We start from the raw sequence: 21,812 nt of genomic DNA on the forward strand, positions 1-21,812 counted from the left end.
GTGCACCTCGTCGACATGCCGGTCTACTACCCGCCCCACAAGGGCGGTGTGGAGGCGTACGCGCACGAACTGCACCGCCGCATGCTCGAGGCGGACCCCGACCTGCGGATCACCGTGTTCACCTCGGCGGTCGGCGCGCCGGCGGGCGTGGAGCGGATCAGCGACCGGTGGACGGTGGTGCGCTGGGCGGGCCGCGAGGTGATCTCGCACTACCCCGTGCCGTACCCCGGGTTCACGAAGAAGCTGCGCGAGCTGTGCGGTCCGAACACCGTGCTGATGACGCACACCCGGTTCTACTGGCCGCACCTGTGGGCGTCGCTGTTCGCCAAGCGGTCGCGCCTGCGCAGGCTGCACGTGGAGCACGGGTCCAGCCCGGTGCAGAGCGGCAACCTGTTCGTCCGGTTCGTCGCCGCCACCGTCGACCTGCTCACCAGCCAGCCCGTGCTGCGCTGGGCGGACGGCGTGGTCGCCGTGTCGCAGTCGGCCGCGCGGTTCGTCCGCGACCTGGCCAAGCGCGAGGCGAAGGTGCTGTACCGGGGCATCGAGCTGCCCGACGGCGTGGCGTCCCGGCCGGACGACGCCGACGGCCCGGTGGCCTGCTACGTGGGCCGGCTCATCAACGGCAAGGGCGTGGCCGACCTGCTCACCGCCACCGCCGCCCTGCACCGGCGCGGCGTGCCGCTGAGGCTGCGGCTGTGCGGCGACGGCCCGGCCGCCGCCGACCTGCGGGCCCAGGTGGCGCGGCTGGACCTGACCGACCACGTGGTGTTCCTCGGCGAGGTGGACCACGACACGGCGCTGCGGGAGATGGCCGCGGCCACGCTGTTCGTCAACCCGAGCTGGACCGAGGGCCTGCCGACCACCGTCCTGGAGGCGGCGGCCATGGGCTGCACGGTCGTGGCCACCGACGTGGGCGGCACGGCCGAGATCGTGGACGGCGGCGTCACCGGCTGGCTGGTGCCCGCGCGCGACCCCGGCGCGCTCGGCGCCGCCCTGGAGGCCGCCGTGTCCGACCCGGAGCGGGAGGCGCGGGCGGCGAAGCTCGGCGAGATCACCCGCGAGCGCTTCTCGTGGGACCGGACCATCGCGGAGTTCGCCTCGATGCTGGTCGGCGACGGCCCGGACGGGACCGCGCGCTAGCCTGTTCTGCGAAACCCCATCCGACTCACTCGCCAGGGAGGCCGCCGTGGCGGACCAGTCTGACGTATGGCTGGTCGTGCCCGTCTACAACGAAGCACAGGTGATCGCGGACGTGGTGCGCAACGCGCTGCAGACGTTCCCGAACATCGTGTGCGTCGACGACGGTAGCCGGGACGGCTCAGCGGACGCGATCCGCGGCACGGGCGCTCACCTGGTGCAGCACCCGGTCAACCTCGGCCAGGGCGCGGCGATCCAGACGGGCGTCGAGTACGCCCGCGAGCAGCCGGGGGCCGAGTACTTCGTGACGTTCGACGCCGACGGCCAGCACCAGGTCGCCGACGTGGTGCGGATGCTGGACCGGCTGCGCGCCGAGCCGGTCGACATCATCGTCGGCACCCGGTTCAAGGGCGACACCTCCCACATCCCGCTGATCAAGCGGGTGGTGCTCAAGACCGTGGTGGCGGTCAGCCCCAAGCTGCGCAAGCTGAAGCTGTCGGACGCCCACAACGGGCTGCGGGTGTTCAACAAGAAGGTGGCGGACGAGCTCCGCATCACGCTGAACGGCATGGGCCACGCGTCGCAGATCGTCGACATGATCTCGCAGCGCGGGTGGCGGGTCACCGAGGAGCAGGTCGAGATCCTCTACACGGAGTACTCGATGTCCAAGGGCCAGTCGCTCATCAACGGCGTGAACATCCTGTTCGACTCGGCTCTCAAGACGGGGTCCAGGCGCTGACATGCTGATCCAGTTCCTGCTCATCGCCGCGGTCATCGTGCTGCTGGTGTTCTTCCTCAAGAACCACGGCACGACCAAGACCGCGGCCGGCGTCAAGATCGGCTTCCTGCTGTTCCTGGTGCTGGCGGTGGTCGCCGTCATCAGGCCGGTCGAGGTGTCGAAGATCGCCGAGCTCGTCGGCGTCGGTCGCGGCACCGACCTGCTGCTCTACGCGCTGGTCGTGGCGTTCGGCTTCCAGACCATCAACACCTACCTGCGGTTCAAGGAGCTGGAGCTGCGCTACGCGCGCCTGGCCCGCGCCATCGCGCTGCGCAACGCCGAGGCCCCCGCGCACACCGACGCCGAGGTCATCGAGCACGTCGAGGCCGTCCAGCGCGCCGAGGACCCCGCGCACACCGCCTGACCAGCACCGACGCGAACGGGCCGGTTCCTTCCGCACGGGGAGGGACCGGCCCGTTCGCGTTCGGTCAGCCCTCCAGCGAGCGGAAGTAGTCCACGGTCAGCCGCACGCCGGTGGCGATGTCCACCTCGGGCTTCCAGCCCAGCTCGGCCCGCGCGAGCGACGGGTCGATCGCCGACGCGCGCAGGTCGCCCAGGCGGGCCGGGGCGAACTCGGGGTCGTCGGCCACGCCCGCCGCCTGCGCGACGAGGGTGTGCAGCTCGCGGTCGGACACCTGGTGCGCCGTGCCGATGTTGTAGCGCTTGCCGCCGCCCGCCTCGCCCGAGGCCGCGATGAACGCCGACACGACGTCCTCCACGAACACGTAGTCGCGGGTGTTGCCGCCGTCGCCGAACACCTTCGTCGGCCGGCCCGCGAGCAGCGCGGACGCGAAGATGGCCACCACGCCCGCCTCGCCGTGCGGGTCCTGCCGCGGCCCGTACACGTTGGCCAGCGCCAGGTGCGTGCACTCCACGCCGTACAGCTGGCGGTAGGTGTTCAGGTACACCTCGCCGGACACCTTGGACGCCGCGTAGGGCGACTTCGGGTTGATCGGCGTGGTCTCGGCCACCGGCAGCTCCTCGGGCGTGCCGTAGATCGACCCGCCGGAGGAGGCGAACAGCACCTTGCGCACGCCCGCGCGACGGGCGGCCTCGGCCAGGTTCACCGTGCCCAGCACGTTCTTGGTGGCGTCGAGCAGCGGGTCCGCCACGGACACGCGCACGTCGATCTGCGCGGCCAGGTGGAACACCACCTCGGGGCCGAACGAGGACACCACGTCGGCCAGCTCGGGCGAGGTGATGTCGACCCGGGAGAACGAGTAGCGGTCGGCGTGGGCCGGGTCGGCGGGCGCGGTCCGCTTGCCCCGGCTCAGGTCGTCGACGACGTGCACCTCGTGCCCGTCCCTCAGGAGCCTGTCGACCAGGGTCGAACCGATGAAGCCGGCACCGCCGGTCACGAGTGCGCGCACGGGTGTTTCTCCAGGGTGGGTCGGGGAGTCGTCACGGGCAGCCTAGAACCACCGCTCCAGCACCAGCGCGACCCCGTCCTCGGAGTTGGCCGCGGTGACCTCGTCGGCGGCGGCCAGGGCGTCGGCGTGGGCGTTGGCCATCGCCACGCCGTGCCCGGCCCACGTGAGCATCGGCACGTCGTTGGGCATGTCGCCGAACGCCAGCACGCCGCCCGCGGGCACCCCGAGCAAATCGGCCACCGCGGCCAGGCCGGATGCCTTGGTCACGCCCGGCGCGGCGAACTCCAGCAGGCCCTCGTCGGTCGACCAGGTCATCGCCACGGAGTCGCCGACCAGCGGACCGGCCGCCCGCGCCATCTCCTCCGAGCTCATGTTCGGGTGCCTGACCAGCAGCTTCACCGCCGGCTTGCCGAGCAGCTGGGCCCGCTGGTGCCCCGACAGCGGCTGCGCGCCCTCGTCCCACGGGTGCAGGTAGTGCTCGTCGGCGATGAACTCTGGCTCGGCCGAGCCGCGCGCCGTCTCACCGACCCGTTCCGAGGCCATCGCGCAGCCGGGCAGCGCCTCGTCCAGCACGGCCGCCAGCGTCGTCAGCTGCTCGGGGGTGAGCAGCTCGGCCGAGACGACGCGGTCCGCGCCGATGTCGTAGAGCACCGCGCCGTTGGAGCACACGGCGTAACCGGACAGGCCCGCCGCGGCGGCCACGTCGGGCACCCAGCGCGGCGGGCGGCCGGTGGCCAGCACGAACGGGACGTCGGCCGCCAGCACTCGGCCCACCATGCCCGCGGTGCGCGGGCTGACCCGGCCGAGGGGCGTGAGCAGGGTGCCGTCGACGTCGGATGCCACAAGGGAAGGTCTCTGCACCTGTCCATCGTGCCTCTCGGATACCGTCGCCGGGTGCGCACTGGGATTGTGATCCTGCCCGAACACCGCTGGTGGATGGCCGAACACAAGTGGAAGGCCGCCGAGGAGTACGGCTTCCACCACGCCTGGACCTACGACCACATGGGCTGGCGCTCACTGGTCGACGGACCGTGGTTCGGCGCCGTCCCGACGCTGGCAGCAGCCGCTTCGGTGACCCGGACGATCCGGCTCGGCACGCTGGTCGCGTCCCCGAACTTCCGCCACCCGGTGCCGTTCGCCCGGGACCTGCTCGCCCTCGACGACGTCTCCGACGGCCGCTTCACGCTCGGCGTCGGCGCGGGCGGTGTGGGATACGACACGCAGGTGATGGGCGGCCCGCCGCCGGGTAGCAGGCAGGGCCGGTTCGAGGAGTTCGTGGCCACGCTCGACATGCTGCTCGCGCAGGACCGCACCACGTTCAGCGGCGAGCACTACGAGATCCGCGACGCCCGCAGCGCGCCGGGGTGCGTGCATCGGCCCCGGCTGCCGTTCGTGGTCGCGGCGAACGGCCCGAAGGCCATGGGCGTCGCCGCGAAGTACGGCACCGGCTGGGTCACCACCGGACCGGAGACCGACGACGAGAACGCCTGGTGGGACGGCGTGGCCGCGATGGCGGCACGGTTCCGGGAGGTGCTGGCCGGCATCGGCCGGGCCAAGGAGTCGATCGACTTCCACCTCAACGCCGACTCGTGCCCGGTGTACTCGCTGACCAGCGTCGAGCACTTCCGCGAGGTCGCGGGCCGGGCCCGGGAGCTGGGCTTCACCGACCTGGTCGTGCACTGGCCGCGGGAGAACGGCGTGTACGCGGGCAGCGAGGCCGTGCTGGAACGCGTCGCGGCCGACGTGCTGCCCGAACTCGTCGGCAGCTAGCGTTCTGCGCTGTGCGACGAGTCGTGGTGATCGGTGGCGGGATCGTGGGCCTCGCGACCGCGCGGGAGCTGGCCAGGCGCGGTCACGACGTGGTGGTGCTGGAGAAGGAGCCGCGGTGGGCGGCCCACCAGACCGGCCACAACAGCAACGTCGTGCACGCGGGCCTGTACTACAAGCCGGGTTCGCTCAAGGCCCGGATGTCCGTCGCGGGCAACGCCTCGATCGTGGCCTACGCCCGCGACCACGGCGTGCCCGTCGACGTGTGCGGCAAGCTCGTCGTCGCCACCTCCCCGGACGAGGTCCCCCGCCTCGACGCCCTGGCCGCCCGCGCCGAGGCCAACGGCGTCCCCGCCCGCCGGATCGGCGTGGACGAGGCCCGCGAGCACGAACCCGAGGTCGCCGCCGTCGCCGCGCTGCGGGTCGAGAGCACGGGCATCATCGACTACCCCGCCGTCTGCGCCGCCCTGGTCCGCGAGCTGAACGGCCACGACCTCCGGCTCCACACCCCCGCGCTGGCGATCCGACGCGCGCTCAGCGGCGGCGGCGTCGAGGTCGCCACCACCCGCGGCGTCGTCCGCGCCGACGCCCTCGTCAACTGCGCCGGCCTGCACAGCGACCGCATCGCCCGCATGGCCGGCGTCACCCCCTCCGCCACCATCGTCCCGTTCCGCGGCGAGTACTACGAGCTGCGCCAGGACCGGCGCCACCTGGTCCGCGGCCTGATCTACCCCGTCCCGGACCCGGCCCTGCCGTTCCTGGGCGTCCACCTGACCCGCATGCTGGACGGCAGCGTCCACGCGGGCCCCAACGCCGTCCTCGCCCTGCGCCGCGAGGGCTACCGCCGCCGCGACCTCTCCCCCACCGACCTGGCCGACATCGCCCGCTTCCCCGGCACCTGGCGCCTGGCCCGCCGCTTCGCCCGCACCGGCGCCGACGAAGTCCTCCGCTCCCTCTCCCGCACCCGCTTCGCCCGCAGCCTGGCCCGCCTCGTCCCCGCCATCCGCGAACCCGACCTGGTCCGCGCCGAAGCGGGCGTCCGCGCCCAAGCCCTGCGCCCCGACGGCACCCTGGTCGACGACTTCCTCATCGACACCGCCCCCCGCCAGGTGCACGTCCTCAACGCCCCCTCCCCCGCCGCCACCTCCGCCCTGGAAATCGCCAAGCACATCACCGCCCGGGTCGAACAAAGCTGGACCTGACAACCGGCCCACTTCACCTGCCGCCCTTCCTCGCAGAAGGAGGGCTTCGCGTCATCCCGTTTTTTGGTTCGAGGCAGTTGTCGAGCCCGGCTCGATGTGACATGGGGCCCTTACGGGCACTCCAGGCAGGCCAAAGCACCCGAACCCATGTCAAATCGAGCCTTGTGGCTCGTGATGGGTCCGTCGTGCTCTTGTTCGGCTTGTTGTCCTTTTGGAGTCAGTTGGTCGGCTTGAGGATGTCCATGCCCAGGAATGGACGGAGGGCCTGGGGCACCACGACCGAACCGTCGGCCTGCTGGTGGTTCTCCAGGATCGCCACGATCCACCGGGTGGTGGCGAGCGTCCCGTTGAGCGTTGCCGCGATCTGGGGCTTCCCGTTCTCGTCGCGATAACGCACGTTGAGCCGACGCGCCTGGAACGTGGTGCAGTTCGACGTGGACGTCAACTCGCGGTACGCCTGCTGCGTCGGGATCCACGCCTCGCAGTCGAACTTCCGCGCCGCCGACGTCCCGAGGTCGCCCGCGGCCGTGTCGATGACCCGGTACGGGACCTCGATCTTGGCCAGCATCTCCTCTTCCCACGCCAGCAGCTTCGCGTGCTCGGCCTCGGCGTCCTCCGGCTTGACGTAGGAGAACATCTCGACCTTGTTGAACTGGTGCACGCGGATGATGCCCCGCGTGTCCTTGCCGTACGACCCGGCCTCCCGCCGGTAGCACGACGACCAGCCCGCGTACCGCTTCGGCCCGTCCAGGATCTCGTCCGCGTGGTACCCCGCCAGCGGCACCTCCGACGTGCCGACCAGGTACAGGTCGTCCGCTTCGAGCCGGTAGATCTCGCTCGCGTGCGCACCGAGGAACCCGGTGCCGGCCATGATCTCCGGGCGCACCAGGGTCGGCGTGATCATCAGCTTGAACCCGGCGGCGGTGGCCTGGGCGACGGCCATGTTCAGCAGCGCCAGCTCCAGCTGCGCGCCCACGCCGGTGAGGAAGTAGAAGCGCGAGCCGGACACCTTCGCGCCGCGTTCCATGTCGATGGCGCCGAGCCGCAGGCCCAGGTCGAGGTGGTCGGCGGGCTCGAAGTCGAACTCCCGCTGCTCGCCGACGTGCTTGAGCACGACGTAGTCGTCCTCGCCGCCCTCGGGCGCGTCGGGGTGGACCACGTTGGGCACGGCGCGGTGCAGTTCGGCCAGCTCGGCCTCGGCGGCGGACTGCTCGGCCTCGGCGGCCTTGACCTCGGCGGCCAGTTCCTTGCCCTTGGCCAGCAGCGCGTCGCGCTCCTCGCCCTTGGCGCGGCCGACCTGCTTGCCGAACGTCTTCTGCTCGCCGCGCAGCGCGTCGGCGCGGGCGATGGCGGCCCGGCGGCGCTCGTCGGCGGACAGCAGCGCGTCGACCACGGTCTCGTCCTCGCCACGCGCGCGTTGCGACGCGCGGACGGCTTCCGGGTTCTCGCGCAGTGCCTTGAGGTCAATCACACAGGGAAGGGTAGTACCCGGCGCGAAACGGTTTGCAGGACGTCGTGCCGCGTTGTCGGACCCCTCGGGCAGGATGCGCCCGTGGTTGAACGAGCAGACGACGAACCCGACCTGCCCGCCGACGTCGCGGCGGAGGTCGAGGAGTACGCGCGGAGCGTGGTGCACGCGGGCTTCACCGCGCTGGACGACGCGGTCGAGGCGGTGGCGGACCACTTCGCGGACGGGGAGCACCCGGTGGCGCCGGCGACCGCGCGGGCGGTGGTGGAGCGGCTGTGGCGGGAGCGGTCCGCCGAGCAGCGGGGGTGGCCGGCGGGCACCGACGTGGACCGGTTGTTCGAGGTGTTCGACGCGCTGGACCGCGGCGGGATCACGGCCCGCGCCGACTTCACGTGCTGCCAGACGTGCGGCCACGCCGAGATCGGCGACGAGGCGGGCGAGGGCGCGCGCGGCTACGTGTTCTTCCACCGGCAGGACACCGAGCGGGCCGTGGCGGACGGCCAGGTGTGGCTCGCGTACGGCTCGCTGGGCGACGTGGCCGACGAGGCCGTGGGCCACGAGGTGGTGGCGGCGCTCACCGCGGGCGGGCTGCCGGTCGAGTGGAACGGCTCGGCGCGCACCCGGATCAAGGTCGGCCCGATCGCCTGGCAGAAGCGGCTGCCGGTGGCCTGAGCAGCGCGAAGGGGGCGCACCCGACTGGCACGCCCCCTTCGCCGTAGAGCGACTACGAGATCGCGACCGCGACCACCAGGCCGAGGGCGACGTGCGCGGAGGCGACGACGACGCTGGCCGGCGCGAAGCGGTCGGACTCGATCAGCGAGCCGATGTCGAGCCTGGTCACCCACTCCAGCAGCCGGACCGCGAGCACCTGCACGATGATGCCGACGAAGCCGAAGATCAGCGCCGACAGCAGGCCCTCGTCCAGCTTGCCCGCCGCGCTGTAGATCGCCACGACCACGATCAGCGCCATGCTCACCAGGCCCGCCGAGGTGACGATGACGGCGTTCGGGGCGCCGCCGCGGACCAGCGCGCTCAGCTTGCCCGGCGTGGTCCAGTCGATGGCGTAGAAGCCGACGACCATCAGGACCAGGCCGACGATCGCGTACAGCGCGATCGCACCGACGCCGGTGCCGATGGCGGACCCGAAGCCGGGGTCCAACGCGAGTGGGGGAATCACAGACCCTCCGTGGTGTGCAGGTTGATCGGTTGTGCCGCCGGTGAAGGAGCCGGTGACGTGTCCGGTGCCGTGTCCGGTGCGCGGGTGGGGACCGGTGAGGAGCTCATTCGACGATCCTGTGCGGCACGAAGGCCGCGCCGTCGTCGGTGACCAGGCCGACCGTCTCCCGGATGCCCAGGCCCGCCGAGGCGTCGCCGACGACCCACGCGCCGAGGGCGGGCCGGTAGCCGTCGAACTCGGGCAGCGGGTCGAACAGCTGGTAGACGAACCCCTCCTTGCCGTAGACCCCGCCGGTCTGGGTCTCGTAGCCGGGGGCGACGATCTGGATGTTCTGCCCCTCCCGGCCCAGCCGGGGCTTGCGCACGTACTCGGTGAGCAGGCCGGGGTCGTCCAGGAACGCGGGCAGCAGGTTGGGGTGGCCGGGGTACATCTCCCACAGCACGGCGAGCAGCGCCTTGTTGGACAGCAGCATCTTCCACAGCGGCTCGACCCACAGGGTGCCGGGCAGGCTCTCCACCGCGTAGCGGCCGAACTGCTCGTCGACCACCCACTCCCACGGGTAGAGCTTCACGACCGTGCCCATCGGGGCGTCTTCCAGGTCGACGAACCGCCGCAGCAGCGAGTCCCAGCCGATCTCCTCGATCGCCAGCCCGACGGTGTCCATGCCCGCCTCGGCCGCGGTCTCCTGGAGGTAGGCCACGGTGACGTGGTCCTCGCCGGACGGGTCGGCGCCCGACCAGGTGAAGTGCAGCTCGTTGGACGGCAGCCGGCTGCCGATCTCGGCCCAGCGCTCCACCAGCTTCTCGTGGATGGAGTTCCACTGGTCGTCCTCGGGGAAGACGTCGGTCTTCCAGTTCCACTGCACGACCGACGCCTCGAGCAGCGACGTGGGCGTGTCGGCGTTGTACTCGAGCAGCTTGGCCGGGCCGCTGCCGTCGTAGCGCAGGTCGAACCGCCCGTACACGTGCGGGTCGCGCCGCTTCCACGACTCGGCGATCGCGGGCCACAGCCACTCGTTGATGCCGAAGTCCCGGTAGCGCTCGGTGAGCACCACGTTGTCGACGGCCTCCAGGCACATGTTGTGCAGCAGCTCGACGTCGGCTTCGAGCGACAGCACGTCGCTCATGTCGAACACGTAGTGCGCCGACTCGTCCCAGTACGGGCGGGGGCTGCCGTCCGCGGCCCTGGCGGGCGCACCGAACACCAGTCCCTGCTCGGAGACGGTGCGCTGCCAGCCGGGCCGGGGCGTGGAGGTCTCCCGACGCACTCAGCTGCCCCCGCTCTTGCTGCCGCCGGACACGCCGAACCCACCGCGCTGCACGACCGTGCCCGACTTGGTGGAGATGTTCGCGCCCTTGGGCATGGTGTAGGTGCCGCCGCTGACCTTCTGGCCGATCGGGGTGCTCGGGGCGCCGTAGTTGTACCGGTAGGAGCTGCCGCCGATGTAGATGAACCCGCCGCTGACGTACCCGCCGTGCGAACGCGCGTAGGTCTCGTCGCAGTACTGGTCCTCGACCACCACGTCGTCCTTGGTGCACTGGGCCACCACGTCGTCGGGGCTGGACACGGCGTACCAGATGGCCACCACGCCGGCCACGCCGACGGCGACGCCACCGCCGATGAGCAGCCGCTTGCGCAGCTTCTTGCGGCGGGCCTCCTCGGCCTCGACGGCGAGCTGCTGCTCGCGCTGCTGCTCGATCGCCGCGGCGCGGGCCCGCTGCTCGGCCAGTGTCGGCGGCCGGGGCTTGGTCTGGCCCGCCTCCTGCCGGCGGATCTGGCCGCGCCCACTCGCGGGCGGGGCGTCCGGCGTCCCTTGGGGCGTCGGCGGCACGTACGGCGGCGGCGAGGCGCCACCGCTCTGCGGCCCCGGGGTGCCCGGTCCGCTCGGTCCGCTCGCCCCGCCCTGACCGGGCGCCGCGTTACCGGTGTTGTCGTTCTCAGTCATCAGCCACTCCCGGCGGGGACGGTACAGAGATCGGCCGCCGAATGGGTGACGAGTGTCCCAAAAGCAACACTCTCCACCCGCCCGAACGGTTACTCGGCCTACACAGGCATCATGGAGTAGATGTCCGCGACCTTGCGCTGGTTTCGTCGGGGTGACCACATGGTCATGCTCGGCGCGTTCGCCGGCGCGCTCGTCCTGCTCGCCCTGAGCACGCTCACCGGCTGGCCGGTGGGCGCCGGCGGTCTCGGCAGCACCCCGACGACCACGGTGAACCCCGTGATGGCCGCCCAGGCCGGCGACTGCCTGAACTGGACGAAGAAGGACTTGTCGGACGTCCAGAAGGTCGACTGCGCGGCCCAGCACCTGTTCGAGGTTACCGGCGTGGCGGACATCTCCGCTGATCACGGGCCCGGGGCACCGTTCCCGGACGACGCGCAGTGGCAGCAGATCAGCCAGGAGCGGTGCGCGAAGACGTCGCTGGACTACCTCGGCGGCAAGTTCGACCCGTTCGGCAAGTACACGGTCGGCCCGCTGAACCCGGGCGAGCGGCTGTGGGGCGAGGGGCAGCGGACGCTGCGCTGCGGCCTCCAGGTGGCCGGTCCGGCGGGCGGGCTGCTCCCGGCCTACGGCACGGCCCGCACCCAGGACCAGTCCGACGTCTACGACCCGGGCGTGTGCCTGGGCATCACCGAGGCCAAGTCCGTGGGCGACCCGGTGGAGTGCGCGAAGCCGCACACGTTCGAGATGACCGGCGTGGTGGCGATGCCGCCGGGCGAGTTCCCGTCGCCCGAGCAGCAGGACCAGCTGCTGGTCGGCGAGTGCACCCGGATCACCGCCGAGTACACCGGTGGCGCCGACCTCAAGGCCCGCGGCCTGGTCATCGCCTGGGACACCAGGGTCGCGGAGAGCTGGGCGGCCGGGTCCCGGCTGGTGAACTGCAAGGTCGGCGCGCTGCCCGTGGACAACGTCCTGGTCGCGTGGGAGGGCAGCGTGCGCAATCCCAACGCGCCGCCGCTGACCACGTCGAACCCGCCGCAGACGACCACCGTGCAGCAGGACGAGCCGACCGGCGCGCCGCTGCACTCCCAGTCCAACTCGAGCTCCGCCGCACCGCCGTCGTCGTCGGACGCCAAACCGCCCAAGTCGGACGAGACGACCACCACGCCCACGACCACGACGACGAGGTGACGGCATGCCGGTGGAGATGACCCGTCAGCGGTTCGAGGAGCTGGTCGCCGAGGCCCTCGACCTCATCCCACCGGAGTTCGCGGCGGCGATGAACAACGTGGTGGTGCTGGTCGAGGACCGCAACGCCGACGTGCCGAGCCTGCTCGGGCTGTACCACGGCATCGCGCTGACCAGCCGGACCACCGACTACGGCGGCGTGCTGCCGGACCGGATCTCGATCTACCGCGAGGCGATCCTGGACATCTGCCACGACGAGGACGACGTGGTGGAGGAGGTGGTCGTGACCGTGGTGCACGAGATCGCGCACCACTTCGGCATCGACGACGCCAAGCTGCACGAACTGGGCTGGGGCTAGGCGCGCCGGTCAGCCCTCGATCACGTCCACGCCGGTCCACGACGTGCAGCGCCACCCGCTGCCGGTGCGTTCCAGCACCACCCGGCCGGTGTTGGGCAGCAGGCCCGCCTCGGCCAGCGCCGGGCTCACGTTGCCGGCCAGCGCGAGCGCGCCCATGCGCAGCGACGCGCCGTGGCTGACCAGGACCACCGCTTCGCCGTCACCGTGCTTCGCGGCGATCTTGTCCACCGCGGCCAGGTAGCGGTCCAGCACCTGCCGCCCGCTCTCGCCGCCCGGCAGCGGCACGTCCAGGTTCCCCTCGGCCCACTGCGTCACCGTGGCGATGAAGATCTCGAACGCCTCGCGGTCGTGCCGCCCTTCGAGGTCGCCGCAGAAGATCTCCTGCACGCCCTCCACGACCTCGACCTCCAGGCCGTGGGCCGCCGCCACGGGCGCGGCGGTCTGCTGCGCGCGCACCGCCGTGCTGGCGTACACGGCCGCGACCGGCTCGGCGGCCAGCTGCTCGGCCAGCGCGGCGGCCTGCGCCACGCCCGCGTCGGTCAGCGGCGGACCGGGTGGCAGCGAGTCCAGCGCCATCTTCACGTTCGACGCCGTCTCGCCGTGTCTGACCAGGATCAACCTCATGCGCCCCGCCCCCTCCGAACCGTCTCGACCCACTCCGTCGCCGCCACGAACTCCTCGTTGCCCGCGACCACCCCGCCCGGCTCGGCCTTCGGGTACGAGCCGAGGAACCGGGTCTGCGGGCAGTGCCGGTGCAGCGCGGCCAGCGCGTCGCCCACCCTGGGCTCGGCCACGTGGCCGTCGAAGTCGATGTAGAACCGGTACTCGCCGAGCCTGCCCTTGGTGGGCCGCGACTCGATGCGGGTCAGGTTGATGCCGCGCAGCGCCAGCTCGGTCAGCAGCTCCGACAGCGCGCCGATCCGGTCGGCCGCCGTGCAGACCACGGACGTGCGGTCGTGGCCGGTCGGCCCCGGCAGCGCGCCCGGCGGGCGGACCAGCAGGAAGCGGGTCTTCGCGTCGCGGACGTCGGCCACGTCGGTGGCCAGCACCTCCAGCGGGTAGTGGCGCACGGCCACCGGCGCGCTGACGGCCGCGTCGAACTCGCCGTTGAGCACGGCGCGCGCCGCGGCGGCGGTGGAGGTCGTGGCGACGACCTCGGCTCCCGGCAGGTGCTCGGCGAGCCAGTGCCGGACCTGGGCCAGGGCGTGCGGGTGGCTCGCGACCGTGCGCACCGGGGCGCCACCGGGCCGCACGAGCACGCTGAACCGCACCGGCAGCACCGCCTCGGCGACCGCCACCAGCGGCTCGCCCTCGGTCAGCGCGTCCATCGTCGCGGGCACCGCACCTTCGACGGAGTTCTCCACCGGCACGCACGCCGCCCCCGTCTCCCCGCGCCGGGTGGCGGCGAGTGCGGCGGGCACCGTGTCGAACGGGACCAGCTCCTGCTGCGGAGAGGCGAAGCCGCGTGCGGCCTGCTCGGTGAAGGTTCCCTGCGGTCCGAAGTAGGCGAGCACGGCCGCAACGATACGAGGACCACTGCCGGTGACCGCCGTTGAGGCGAGGATCACCCGCCCGGCGGGTGCCCGCCCCCGTTCCGCACCAACGGGTTCTCCTGGAATGCTGGGTGACGTGTCCGCCGCCGATACGGAGGGTGAGATCAACGCTCCGGTAGCAGTTCCCCGTCTGGTGTTGTGCGCCGTCGACGAACCGCTGGCCCGTGCCTGGCTCGCGGTGGCCGACGGCCGGACCGGCGTCGAGGTGCACCGGGGCTCGGTGCTCGACATCGTCGCCGAGGCCGTGGTGAGCCCCGCGAACTCGTCCGGCTGGATGCGCGGGGGCATCGACGCGGTGTACGCGCGGGCGTTCCCGCAGGTCGAGGGCAACGTGCGCAGTGCCGTGCTCGGGTTGCACGGTGGCGAGGTGCCGGTCGGGGAGGCGCTGGTCGTGCCGACCGGCGAGTCCGAGCCGGAGTGGCTGATCAGCGCGCCGACCATGCGGCAGCCCGGTGAGCTGCTGCCCGGGGACACCGTGCACCCGTACCTGGCCGCGCGCGCGGTGCTGCGGCTGTGGTCGGTGGGCCGGCTGGACGACGGCCGCCCGCTGCGCTCGGTCGTCCGCACGATCGCCATGCCCGGTCTGGGCACGGGTGTCGGCGGCGTCGCGCCCGCCACGTGCGCCCGGCAGGTCGCGGCGGCGTGGGACGAGGTGTTCAGCCCGCTGCCCAGCCGGTGAAGGCACAGCAGGTGACGACTGGGCCCGTGGTTGTGCACAACCTGTGGACAGCCCGGCTGGGGCCTGTGGACAACTAGCGCGGCGCGACCCAACGCTCCAGGTCCAGTTCGTCGGTGATGGGGATGCCGTAGTGGCCGACGCTGGGGATCTCCGGCTTGAGCCGGCGGGCTTCGCGCACCGCGTCGGGCCGCAGGGTGGCGAGCCGGAAGCCGCGTCGTTGGTAGAAGCGCAGGGCGTCGAGGTTGTCGTTGGTCGTGGTGAGCCGGACGCGGTGGCAGCCGAGCTGGCGGGCCCGGTGCACGGCGGCGTCGACCAGCGAGCTGCCGACGCCCCTGCCTCTTCGCAACGCGTCGATGGTGACGATCTCCAGGTGGCCGTCGGCGGCGGCGTAGGTGAGCAGCCCGACCACGGTGTCCTGCTGTTCGACCAGGAACCCGGGCAGGCTCGCCGGGAAGAACACCTGGCCGTGGGCGACGGCGGTGTGCGCGCCCCACAGCTCCAGCACCAGCCTGCCGACGACGATCCGGTCGGCTTCCTCGATCGCGCGTACGAGCATTCCTGCACTGTCTTGGCGGGCGGGCGCGGTGGGTACCGGCATTCGACCTATGGTTGGTTCGTGCCGGTGCGAGTGTTGCTCGTAGACGACCACGAGGTGGTGCGCAGGGGGCTGCGCGAGTTGCTGGAGGACGAGGACGACATCTCGGTGGTCGCCGAGGCGGGTGGCGTGGACGAGGCCCTGGTCAGGGCCGCGGCGACCCGGCCGGACGTGGCCGTGGTGGACGTGCGGCTGCCCGACGGCGGCGGGGTCGACCTGTGCCGCCGGCTGCGCGCGTCGGCGGACGGCCCGCGGTGCCTGGTGCTGACCGCGTTCGACGACGAGGAGGCGCTGGTCGGCGCGATCATGGCGGGCGCGTCGGGCTACCTGCTCAAGCAGGTGCGCGGCCAGGACCTGGTGACCGCGGTGCGCGAGGTCGCGGCCGGCCGCTCCCTGCTGGACCCCCAGACCACCGCCCGCGTCCTGGACCGCCTGCGCCGCCCGGCCGAGGTCGACGTGCTGGACGCGCTGACCGAGCAGGAGCGGCGGGTCCTGGACCTCATCGGCGAGGGCCTGACGAACCGCCAGATCGCCGAACGGCTGTTCCTGGCCGAGAAGACGGTGAAGAACTACGTCACCGCCGTGCTGTCGAAACTGGGCATGGAACGCCGCACCCAAGCCGCCGCCTGGGTCGCCCGCCGCTCACGCTGACCATGGCTCAACGAGGTCGACCAAGGGGTCTGCTTCCCGTGGTGTCTTGCGGTTGCCGGTCATCGGTTACCTGAACTGGACTATTTGTGGCCACACCACCCCGATAGTCATGCGTCATTCGGGTGAATTGCACGCGCGTTGCGCCTGCACGGAAATTCCCACAGAGAGTGCCCACCCAGCGAACCCACCGTGATGACAGCGTTGTCTTTCGCGAGTGAACACATCAATCTCGAACGGCGACACCCGATCAAGTCTCGACATGGATCCGGTCGGGCTGGTTGCACCGCCGGTCATGCGGAATCATCCTGGTACAGGGCGGTGATGCCCTATCAAAACGAAGAACCGGCGACTGAAAGAGGTACAACCACCAGTGAAGATCCACATCGACGCCAGCGGGACTCAGTGGTATTTCCGCATCGTGTCCTCCAATGGCAAAGTCTTGGCGCACAGCGAGCGGTACTCGAACTACGCCGACGCGAAGCACGCAGCCGAGCTGATCAAGAGCCAGGCGGGCAGCGCACAGATCGTGGGCTGACCCGACCAGGTGGAGCCCCCGCCTTCCGAGGTGATTCCAGCACCTCGGATCGCCGGGGGCTCCGTCACAGAAGGCTAGCCGGATTTCACTGCTGCGCAACCAGAGAACGTCAAATCACGGACACCCGGGAATCTCACCGGAACCGTGTTTTCATACCGCCGACAAATGCGGACGCGGGCCTCGGTGTTCAGCCGTGCAACGGCACGTGCCAGGTGATGGTGGTGCCGGTGCGGGGCGAGGAGGTGATCTCGCAGCCGCCGCCGGCGGCCAGGGCGCGTTCCTCCAGGTGCCGCAGGCCGCGCTTGGCGACGCCGCGGGGGATGCCGCAGCCGTCGTCGGTGACCCGCAGGTCGAGCCGGTCGGGGGTGCGGCGCAGGTCGATGCCGACGTGCCGGGCACCCGAGTGCCGCACGACGTTGGACAGCGCCTCGCGCAGCGCGGCGCGGGCGTGGTCGGCCAGGTCGGTCGGCACGTCGGCCACGTCGCCCTCGACGCGCACCTCCGGCTCGTAGCCGAGCAGCTCGCCCGCCGTCCGCGCCTCGGCCAGCACCGACCCCTTGAGGTCGACGTCGCCGGGTTTGCCCGGGTCGGCACTGCGCAGCGCCCGCACGGTGGCGCGGACCTCGGCCATGGTCTGGTCGAGCTGGTCCACGCACTCGGCCAGCCGGCGCGCCTCCCGGCCTTCCAGCTTCAGCCGCCGGTCCAGCAGGTCCAGCTGCACGCCCGTCGCGTACAGCCGCTGGATGATCACGTCGTGCAGGTCGCGCGCGATGCGCTCGCGCTCCTGGTAGACCGCCACCCGCTGGCGCGCGGTCGAGCCCTCGGCCAGGACGACGGCGAGCCCGGCCTGGGCGGCGAACGCGGTCAGCACCTCGACGGTGTCCGGGCTGAACGGTGCCGCGCCCTTGCGCCGGTACACCGCCAGCGCGCCGATCCGGCGTTCCTTGGTGCCGAACGGCGCGACCGCGAACGGCCCGTAGCCGCGCAGCGCCTTGGGCACGAACGGCGCGGTGCGCGGGTCGGTGGTGAAGTCGTCGGCGACCACGGGCACGCCGGTCCGCGCCGCCCGCGCGGCCGACGACCGGCTCGACAGCACCACGCCCACCGGGTCGTCGTCGCCGGAGGACGCCTCGACGGTGAGCGTGCCGTCGTCCGCGGTGGCCATGGCGAGCCCGAGGTCCGCGCCGGCCAGCTCGACGGCGCTGCGCACCACGAGCGGCAGCACGGCGTCCGGGTCGTCGCCGGCCAGGGCCGCCGAGGTGATCTCGGTCGACGCGGCGAGCACGCGTGCGGGGTCCACGGCGGTCAACGGTAGGCCCTGGCCCGCGTCCGCCCCTCGGCGACGTCCAGCACCAGGTCGGCGCGGTCGGCTTCGGCCGGCCGGTGGGTGATGTGGATGACGGTCTTGTCCCGCAGCACGTCGTCCAGGCGGTCCAGCAGCGCGGCGGCGGTCGGCTCGTCCAGGTGGGCGGTCGGCTCGTCCAGCAGCACGAGGTCGGCGTCGTGGAGCAGGGCGCGGGCCAGCGCGACCCGCTGCGCCTCACCGCCGGACAGCAGCGTCGGTCCGATCACGGTGTCGAGGTCGAGCCGGACGCCGGCCACGTCGAGCGCCCACCTCAGCCGGTCGTCGTCCGCGCGGGGGTCGCCCAGCCGGAGGTTCTCGCGGACCGTGGTCGAGACCAGCAGGGGTTCCTGCGGGCACCAGGCCACCCGGTCGGGCCGCCACACCAGTCCGCGCTCGGGTTCGAGCAGCCCCAGGAGCAGGGCGAACAGGCTCGACTTGCCCGAGCCGGACGGGCCGACGACCGCCACCTTCGCCCCGGCGGGCAGGTCGACCGACACCCGTTCGAGCACCGGTTCCGCGCTGCCCGGCCACCGCGCCGACACACCTTCGAGCGAGACGGCGCCGCCGACCGAGCCCACCTCGACCCGGGCCGCCGACGCGACCGCCGGCACGGGCTCGACGATCCGGCCGTACGCCTCGCGCAGCGCCGCGCGGTGCTGGGCGGCGGCGGGCAGCGCGCTCAGCACCTCGGCCAGCGCCAGCGGGGCCAGCCCCAGGACCGGCAGCAGCAGCGGGTCGACGCCGCCGGCCAGGCCGATGCACACCGCCGACGCCAACCCGGTGGTCAGGTGCACGATGCCGATCGCCGCGCCCGCGCCGAGCGCCTGGCGGCGGGCCAGCCGGGCCAGCGCGGCGTCCCGGCGGGCCAGCTCGGCCCGCACCTCGCCGTCCGCGCCGAACGCGATCAGGTCCGGCGCGGCGGTGAGCAGGGTCAGCACCTGCTCCGACACGTGCCGCCGGCCGCGGGCGAGCACCGCCGTGGCGCGGCGTTCGGCGAGGACCGCGACGACCGGGGCGAGCGTGCCGCCGACCGCCAGCGCCACCGCCAGCGCGAGGCCGGCCACCGGTTCGATCGCGGTGAACAGGACCACCGCCGCGACCGACACGCCCACCGCGATCAACGGCGGCTGGAGGACGCGCGGGACCAGGTCGCGGACCGCGTCGACGTCGTCGACCAGCCGGGTGAGCTCGGCCTTCCCGGGCCGCAGGCCACGCCACAGCCGGACCCGCAGCGACTCCGCGTGCCGGAACGCGGCGTCGTGCGACACCAGCCGCTCCAGGTACCGCAGCACCCCCTTGGCCAGCGCGAACGTCCGCACGCCCACCACCAGCACGGACAGCGTCAGGATCGGCGGCTGGGTCGCCGCCTTCGCGATCAGGTGGGCGGCCAGCGCGGTCAGCGCCACACCGCTCAACGACGCCGCCGCGCCCAGCGCGGCCCCGGCCAGCAGCCGGCGGGTCGGGCGCGGCGTGCGCGGCGTGGTCGGCCGGTCCGCCACGACGCGCACCGCCCGTGCCGCGGCCACGTCCTCGGTCTGCTCGCCCACCAGCCGGTGCGTGGCCAGCACGACCGCCGCACCCCCTTCGGCGGCCCGGTGCACGGCGGCCATCACCTTCGCGGCCGTCGCCGGGTCGAGGTGCGCGGTGGGCTCGTCCAGCAGCAGCACCTTCGCGCCGTCCCGGACCCGCGTCAGCGCGCGGGCGACCGCGACCCGCTGCCGCTCCCCGGTCGACAGCTCGGCGACGGGCCGCGCCACCAGGTGGTCCGCGGCCACGGACGCCAGCACGTCGTGGTCGACCCGGCCGACGGTCAGCTCCAGCTCGTCGGCCACGGTCCGCCCGGCGAACGCGGGCCGCTGCGGCACCCAGGCGATGGCCGACCGGTCGACGGCCACCGACCCGGCGTCGGGCTCCACGAACCCGAGCAGCACCGCGAACAGGGTCGACTTGCCCGCACCGCTGGGCGCGTCCAGCCGGTGCACCTCACCGGGCCGCACCCGGAACCCGATCCCGTCGGGCGCGAACCGGTCCCGCCGCCGCACCCGCAGGTCGCGGACCTCGACGCCCTCGACCGGCTCGGCGCGGTCGTCCCGCGGCTGGGGCGCGGGGATCTCGGCGACCCGCCGCACGGCCTCCACGCCGTCCTCCGAGGCGTGGTGGGCGGCGCCGGCGGCCCGCAGCGGCAGGTAGCACTCGGGCGCGAGGATCAGCACGACCAGGCCCGTGAGCAGCGTCATCTCCCCCGACACCAGCCGCAGCCCGATGCCCACCGCGATCAGCGCCACCGACAGCGACGCCACGATCTCCAGCACCAGCGCCGACAGGAACGCCACCCGCAACGTGCCCATGGTGGCCCGCCGGTACCGCTCGCCGACCTCCCGCACGGCCGACGCCTGGGCCGCCGCCCGCCCGAACGCGGTCAGCACCGGCAGCGCCCGCACCAGCTCCGCTAGTCGCCCGGACAACCGCTCCAGCGCCGACGCCGCCGCCTCCACCCGCGCCGACGTGAACCGGCCGATCAGGATCGCGAACACCGGGATCAGCGGCAGCGTGACGGCGATCAGCACCGCCGACGTGGGGTCGGTGACCAGGATCCAGCCGCCCACCGCCACCGGCACCACGGCCGTCGTCACCAGCGCGGGCAGGTACCGGGTGAAGTACGCGTCGAGCGCGTCCAGCCCCTTGGTCGCCACCACCGCCAGCGACGCCGGGCCGCGCGCCACGATCCACGACGGCCCCAGCCCGAGCGCCCGGTCCAGCACCGCCGCCCGCAGCTCCTCCTTGGCGCCCGCCGCCGCGCGCGCCGCCACGGACTCGGTCGCCCACGCCAGCCCGGCCCGCGCCACGACCGCGACCGCCAGCACCGCCAACGACCCGCCGCCCACCAGCGCCGACGCCAGCGCCACGGCCTGCCACACGAGGGCGACGGCCGTCAGCGCGGCCAGCACCGCGCACCAGGCCAACGCCCGGCGCGCCGAGCGCGAGAGCGCGGGCAGCGCGCCGAGCGGGCCTCTCCCCGGCTTCTTGGCGGAAGGGGCTCCGGGGAAGTTCACCGGCTCGACCCGGTGGGCACGTGGACGTCCGGGATGTGCCGGGTGCCGATCCGCTTGCGGAACACCCAGTACGTCCACCCCTGGTAGACGAGCACGGCGGGCGTGCCGAACGCGGCCACCCAGGTCATCACGGTCAGCGTGTACGGGCTCGACGCGGCGCCCGCCACGGTGAGCGACCACGCCGGGTCCAGAGTGGACGGCAGCACGTTCGGGTACAGCGCGCCGAACAGCGCCGCCACGGTCGCCGCCACCGCGACGCCCATCAGCGCGAACGCCTGCCCCTCGCGCCGCAGCACGAGCCGCGCGTACGCGCCGAAAGCGGCCAGCGCCACCACGATGAACGCGGCCCACGTCCACACCGACCCGAACCTCAACTGCACGATCAGCAGCAGGGCGAGCAGCGGCAGCAGCGCGAACGGGGCGACCTTCAACGCCAGCGCGCGGGCCCGTTCCCGCACCTCGCCCTCGGTCTTCAGCGACAGGAACACCGCGCCGTGCACCAGCGCGTACCCGGCCACGGCCGCCGCGCCGAGCAGCGTCTCCGGCCGGATCGACGCGAACGGCGAGCCGACCCGGTCGCCCGCGGCGTCCAGCGGCATCCCGAACACGGTCGTCGACAGCAGCAGCCCGACGCCGAGCGCGGCCACCCACGACCCGACGACGATCACGGTGTCCCACGTGCGCCGCCAGCGCGCCGAGTCGACCTTGCCCCGGTACTCGAACGCCACGCCGCGCCCGATCAGCGCCAGCAGGAACAGCACCAGCGGCAGGTACACCGAGCTGAACAGCGACGCGTACCAGTCGGGGAACGCGGCGAACGTGGCGCCGCCCGCGACCAGCAGCCACACCTCGTTGCCGTCCCACACCGGCCCGATCGTGTTGATCAGCACCCGCCGCTCGCGCTCCGACCGGCCGAGCACGGGCAGCAGCATGCCGACGCCGAAGTCGAAGCCCTCCAGGAACAGGTAGCCCAGCCACAGCAGGGCGATCACGCAGAACCAGAACGTCTCCACG

General features: G+C 72.9%; 23 protein-coding genes. 11 read left to right on the forward strand and 12 right to left on the reverse strand.

Features of this window, described 5'->3' with window-relative positions; all coding sequences use genetic code 11:
- The 3 genes from ACIQMJ_RS04465 to ACIQMJ_RS04475 are packed head-to-tail and all read left to right on the forward strand — an operon-like array spanning nt 1 to nt 2,279.
- The gene (locus ACIQMJ_RS04465) at nt 1–1,140 is read left to right on the forward strand and encodes a glycosyltransferase family 4 protein (RefSeq protein ID WP_499759576.1); all 1,140 of its coding nucleotides are present in this window, start codon (nt 1–3) and stop codon (nt 1,138–1,140) included.
- A 46-nt stretch (nt 1,141–1,186) separates the two neighbouring features.
- Nucleotides 1,187–1,876: a polyprenyl-phospho-N-acetylgalactosaminyl synthase PpgS gene (gene ppgS, locus ACIQMJ_RS04470; protein WP_499759577.1), complete on the forward strand. Its 690-nt coding sequence runs from the start codon at nt 1,187–1,189 to the stop codon at nt 1,874–1,876.
- Between the two features lies 1 nt (nt 1,877).
- Entirely contained in the window at nt 1,878–2,279 is a 402-nt protein-coding gene (locus tag ACIQMJ_RS04475; protein WP_499759578.1) for a DUF2304 domain-containing protein, read from the forward strand.
- A 64-nt stretch (nt 2,280–2,343) separates the two neighbouring features.
- Here the strand turns inward: ACIQMJ_RS04475 and ACIQMJ_RS04480 are convergent, their stop codons facing one another.
- Nucleotides 2,344–3,285: an NAD-dependent epimerase/dehydratase family protein gene (locus ACIQMJ_RS04480; RefSeq protein WP_499759579.1), complete on the reverse strand. Its 942-nt coding sequence runs from the start codon at nt 3,283–3,285 to the stop codon at nt 2,344–2,346.
- A 42-nt stretch (nt 3,286–3,327) separates the two neighbouring features.
- Entirely contained in the window at nt 3,328–4,146 is an 819-nt protein-coding gene (locus tag ACIQMJ_RS04485) for an HAD family hydrolase (RefSeq protein ID WP_499759580.1), read from the reverse strand.
- Nucleotides 4,147–4,179: 33 nt separating this feature from the next.
- Here ACIQMJ_RS04485 and ACIQMJ_RS04490 point away from each other — a divergent pair, with 33 nt between their 5' ends.
- Nucleotides 4,180–5,055: an LLM class flavin-dependent oxidoreductase gene (locus ACIQMJ_RS04490; protein WP_499759581.1), complete on the forward strand. Its 876-nt coding sequence runs from the start codon at nt 4,180–4,182 to the stop codon at nt 5,053–5,055.
- Nucleotides 5,056–5,066: 11 nt separating this feature from the next.
- Complete coding sequence (gene lhgD / locus ACIQMJ_RS04495) at nt 5,067–6,254, forward strand: L-2-hydroxyglutarate dehydrogenase (protein WP_499759582.1); 1,188 nt, start codon at nt 5,067–5,069, stop codon at nt 6,252–6,254.
- Nucleotides 6,255–6,471: 217 nt separating this feature from the next.
- Here lhgD and serS read toward each other — a convergent pair whose 3' ends face one another.
- Nucleotides 6,472–7,725 carry a serine--tRNA ligase gene (gene serS / locus ACIQMJ_RS04500; protein ID WP_499759583.1) on the reverse strand — a complete coding sequence of 418 codons (1,254 nt, stop codon included), beginning with the start codon at nt 7,723–7,725 and terminating at the stop codon, nt 6,472–6,474.
- Between the two features lie 81 nt (nt 7,726–7,806).
- Here serS and ACIQMJ_RS04505 point away from each other — a divergent pair, with 81 nt between their 5' ends.
- On the forward strand, nt 7,807–8,394 hold the full coding sequence (locus tag ACIQMJ_RS04505) for a DUF6891 domain-containing protein (RefSeq protein WP_499759584.1): 588 nt from the start codon (nt 7,807–7,809) through the stop codon (nt 8,392–8,394).
- 52 nt (nt 8,395–8,446) lie between these two features.
- Here ACIQMJ_RS04505 and ACIQMJ_RS04510 read toward each other — a convergent pair whose 3' ends face one another.
- The 3 genes from ACIQMJ_RS04510 to ACIQMJ_RS04520 all read right to left on the reverse strand — a co-directional run bounded on the left by ACIQMJ_RS04510 (nt 8,447) and on the right by ACIQMJ_RS04520 (nt 10,844).
- Nucleotides 8,447–8,899, reverse strand: a complete 453-nt coding sequence (locus tag ACIQMJ_RS04510) for a DUF350 domain-containing protein (protein ID WP_106616333.1) — start codon at nt 8,897–8,899, stop codon at nt 8,447–8,449.
- A 103-nt stretch (nt 8,900–9,002) separates the two neighbouring features.
- Nucleotides 9,003–10,166: a glutathionylspermidine synthase family protein gene (locus ACIQMJ_RS04515; protein ID WP_499759585.1), complete on the reverse strand. Its 1,164-nt coding sequence runs from the start codon at nt 10,164–10,166 to the stop codon at nt 9,003–9,005.
- Nucleotides 10,167–10,844, reverse strand: coding sequence for a hypothetical protein (locus ACIQMJ_RS04520; protein WP_499759586.1), 678 nt, complete (start codon nt 10,842–10,844; stop codon nt 10,167–10,169).
- A 120-nt stretch (nt 10,845–10,964) separates the two neighbouring features.
- Here ACIQMJ_RS04520 and ACIQMJ_RS04525 point away from each other — a divergent pair, with 120 nt between their 5' ends.
- Together ACIQMJ_RS04525 and ACIQMJ_RS04530 are read left to right on the forward strand one after the other, a co-directional pair.
- Nucleotides 10,965–12,032, forward strand: a complete 1,068-nt coding sequence (locus tag ACIQMJ_RS04525) for a septum formation family protein (protein WP_499759587.1) — start codon at nt 10,965–10,967, stop codon at nt 12,030–12,032.
- 4 nt (nt 12,033–12,036) lie between these two features.
- Nucleotides 12,037–12,387 carry a metallopeptidase family protein gene (locus ACIQMJ_RS04530; RefSeq protein ID WP_141979730.1) on the forward strand — a complete coding sequence of 117 codons (351 nt, stop codon included), beginning with the start codon at nt 12,037–12,039 and terminating at the stop codon, nt 12,385–12,387.
- A gap of 9 nt (nt 12,388–12,396) precedes the next feature.
- On the opposite strand, the gene ACIQMJ_RS04535 is transcribed toward ACIQMJ_RS04530, so the two are convergent.
- Nucleotides 12,397–13,011 carry a histidine phosphatase family protein gene (locus tag ACIQMJ_RS04535; RefSeq protein WP_499759588.1) on the reverse strand — a complete coding sequence of 205 codons (615 nt, stop codon included), beginning with the start codon at nt 13,009–13,011 and terminating at the stop codon, nt 12,397–12,399.
- Complete coding sequence (gene pheA, locus ACIQMJ_RS04540) at nt 13,008–13,901, reverse strand: prephenate dehydratase (RefSeq protein ID WP_499759589.1); 894 nt, start codon at nt 13,899–13,901, stop codon at nt 13,008–13,010. Before pheA ends, ACIQMJ_RS04535 begins: the two co-directional genes overlap by 4 nt.
- A 103-nt stretch (nt 13,902–14,004) precedes the next feature.
- On the opposite strand from pheA, the gene ACIQMJ_RS04545 reads away from it, so the two are divergent.
- Complete coding sequence (locus ACIQMJ_RS04545; RefSeq protein ID WP_499759590.1) at nt 14,005–14,619, forward strand: macro domain-containing protein; 615 nt, start codon at nt 14,005–14,007, stop codon at nt 14,617–14,619.
- Nucleotides 14,620–14,692: 73 nt separating this feature from the next.
- Here ACIQMJ_RS04545 and ACIQMJ_RS04550 read toward each other — a convergent pair whose 3' ends face one another.
- Complete coding sequence (locus tag ACIQMJ_RS04550) at nt 14,693–15,175, reverse strand: GNAT family N-acetyltransferase (protein WP_499759591.1); 483 nt, start codon at nt 15,173–15,175, stop codon at nt 14,693–14,695.
- A gap of 60 nt (nt 15,176–15,235) precedes the next feature.
- Between ACIQMJ_RS04550 and ACIQMJ_RS04555 the strand changes: the two genes are divergently transcribed.
- Nucleotides 15,236–15,865 carry a response regulator gene (locus ACIQMJ_RS04555; RefSeq protein ID WP_499759592.1) on the forward strand — a complete coding sequence of 210 codons (630 nt, stop codon included), beginning with the start codon at nt 15,236–15,238 and terminating at the stop codon, nt 15,863–15,865.
- Between the two features lie 370 nt (nt 15,866–16,235).
- Nucleotides 16,236–16,400: a YegP family protein gene (locus ACIQMJ_RS04560; RefSeq protein WP_499759593.1), complete on the forward strand. Its 165-nt coding sequence runs from the start codon at nt 16,236–16,238 to the stop codon at nt 16,398–16,400.
- 187 nt (nt 16,401–16,587) lie between these two features.
- Here the strand turns inward: ACIQMJ_RS04560 and ACIQMJ_RS04565 are convergent, their stop codons facing one another.
- The 3 genes from ACIQMJ_RS04565 to cydB are packed head-to-tail and all read right to left on the reverse strand — an operon-like array spanning nt 16,588 to nt 21,811.
- Entirely contained in the window at nt 16,588–17,709 is a 1,122-nt protein-coding gene (locus ACIQMJ_RS04565; protein WP_499759594.1) for a GAF domain-containing sensor histidine kinase, read from the reverse strand.
- On the reverse strand, nt 17,706–20,798 hold the full coding sequence (gene cydD, locus ACIQMJ_RS04570) for a thiol reductant ABC exporter subunit CydD (protein ID WP_499759595.1): 3,093 nt from the start codon (nt 20,796–20,798) through the stop codon (nt 17,706–17,708). Before cydD ends, ACIQMJ_RS04565 begins: the two co-directional genes overlap by 4 nt.
- The gene (gene cydB / locus ACIQMJ_RS04575) at nt 20,795–21,811 is read right to left on the reverse strand and encodes a cytochrome d ubiquinol oxidase subunit II (protein WP_499759596.1); all 1,017 of its coding nucleotides are present in this window, start codon (nt 21,809–21,811) and stop codon (nt 20,795–20,797) included. The genes cydD and cydB overlap by 4 nt, the downstream gene beginning before the upstream one ends.
- Nucleotide 21,812 lies beyond the last annotated feature (1 nt).

Origin of the sequence: Actinosynnema sp. NPDC091369 (assembly GCF_044757065.1) — a bacterium.
GTDB lineage: Bacteria > Actinomycetota > Actinomycetes > Mycobacteriales > Pseudonocardiaceae > Actinosynnema.